Annotated in this window: 2 protein-coding genes and 1 pseudogene; all 3 read left to right on the top strand. The window is 39.8% G+C overall.

The window, feature by feature from the left end; genetic code table 11:
• Positions 1-177, top strand: a pseudogene (locus ACRCJ0_RS13025) (cysteine desulfurase family protein); the annotation flags it as partial.
• 25 nt (positions 178-202) lie between these two features.
• Positions 203-547 (top strand): hypothetical protein, encoded by a 345-nt coding sequence (locus tag ACRCJ0_RS13020; RefSeq protein WP_417894120.1) that lies wholly within the window; start codon positions 203-205, stop codon positions 545-547.
• A 199-nt stretch (positions 548-746) separates the two neighbouring features.
• Positions 747-1838, top strand: coding sequence for a tRNA 2-thiouridine(34) synthase MnmA (mnmA, locus tag ACRCJ0_RS13015; RefSeq protein ID WP_059134596.1), 1092 nt, complete (start codon positions 747-749; stop codon positions 1836-1838).
• The last annotated feature ends 85 nt before the right edge of the window (positions 1839-1923 follow it).

Below are 1923 nucleotides of genomic sequence, written 5' to 3'. Positions count from 1 at the left end.
TACTTATCAGCAGGTTCAGCATGTACAGCAGGATCACTTGAACCATCACGCGTGCTTGTGTCTATGTACGGGGCGGATTCGCCGCGAATCGCAGAAAGTTTACGACTTTCTTTTGGGGAACCAACTGAATTTTCAGATATTGATCAAATTTTAGATATTTTTGCTTCAATTAAATAGTTATTTTTAGCGGAGGGAACAGATTATGGCAATGACAGCAAGTGTCCAGTTGAAAGGGGCTAGTAAGAAATTTAAACTAGCCGATACAGTGAAGAAATATACCCTTAGAGACTACGGATTCCAAGAGGGTAAACAAGGGAACTTTGAATTCGAACGCGTAGTAACCGCATCATTTAATGATAGCCGCGAAGTTTTATTCAAAATGAAAGTGAATAGTGGCCTTGATGGTTTTTCTATGACTGTGACTAATTTGAACGGTATGCAAGTGGTGAATGTTTATAAAAACGATTCGATGGCACCACTGCAAGAAGCGGTTGAACGGTTACAAGCGGATATGGTCACTATGGGTATCCTTGAAGAAATTGTATAGACTATAGTAGATAAATATACTCGAAAAAAGTAAGCGTATTGCTTGCTTTTTTTGCTACAGCCTGTATAATCTGTACTTGTGATTTTATAATCTCTACTAACAACCTAATATACGACCTTCAATCGTAAAATTATGGCAGAAAGATGGTGATGTTGTGGTAGAAAATAATCCAAATAAAAATACCCGCGTGGTAGTCGGTATGAGTGGTGGCGTTGATTCCAGCGTAACAGCCTTATTACTGAAACAACAAGGGTATGATGTCATCGGTATCTTCATGAAGAACTGGGATGACACAGACGAAAATGGCTTCTGTACAGCAACGGAAGATTACAAAGACGTTGCCGCAGTAGCCGCGCAAATCGGTATTCCTTATTACTCGATTAACTTTGAAAAGGAATATTGGGACAAGGTATTCACTTATTTCCTAGATGAATACAAACGTGACCGGACGCCCAACCCGGACGTAATGTGTAATAAGGAAATTAAATTTAAGGCTTTCCTAGACTATGCATTAGAACTTGGGGCTGACTATGTGGCAACTGGCCACTACGCGCAAGTTGAACGCGACTCTAAAGGCAAAGTGCACATGTTACGTGGTTTAGATAATAACAAGGATCAAACATACTTCCTTAACCAATTATCACAAGATCAATTACAACGTGTCATGTTCCCATTAGGCCATTTAGAAAAACCAGAAGTACGTCGAATTGCTGAAGAAGCAGGCTTAGCAACTGCTAAGAAAAAAGACTCAACTGGTATTTGCTTTATTGGTGAAAAGAACTTTAAAGAATTTCTAGGAAACTTTCTACCTGCACAACCGGGTAAAATGATTGCTGAAGATGGGACTGTAATGGGTGACCATATGGGCTTGATGTACTATACAATCGGCCAACGTAAAGGGTTAGGCATCGGTGGCGGTGGCGAATCTGATCAACCATGGTTCGTTGTAGGGAAAGACCAAGCTAAAAACGTTTTATACGTTGGCCAAGGCTTCCACAACGATAAATTATATGCAGACTACTTAATGGCGAGTGACCTATCATTTGTCGATGACGAATTTACTGCAACTTCTTTTGATTGCACAGCGAAATTCCGTTACCGTCAAAAAGATACACAAGTCCATGTTGATATCAATGAAGATGGGACTGCGAAAATCACTTTTGCAGAACCAGTACGTGCAATCACCCCTGGACAAGCAGTTGTATTCTACGACGGTCCAGAATGTCTAGGTGGCGGTACAATTGATGCTGCTTTCAAAAATTCAGAAGTAGCAGAATTGCAATACGTTTAAACACTTCAATCAACTATTCAAACAATTCAAACTAACATAGAAGAGGCGTGATGTCATGGTCACGTCTTTTTTTATTATATTTCTA

The organism is Aerococcus sp. L_32, from assembly GCF_050689315.1.
This window is presented reverse-complemented; position numbering and strand designations above follow the sequence as displayed.

Coding starts and splice junctions, on each gene's coding strand:
- ACRCJ0_RS13020 (WP_417894120.1), top strand. CDS start 203: ATGGCAATGACAGCAAGTGTCCAGTTGAAAGGGGCTAGTAAGAAATTT.
- mnmA (WP_059134596.1), top strand. CDS start 747: ATGAGTGGTGGCGTTGATTCCAGCGTAACAGCCTTATTACTGAAACAA.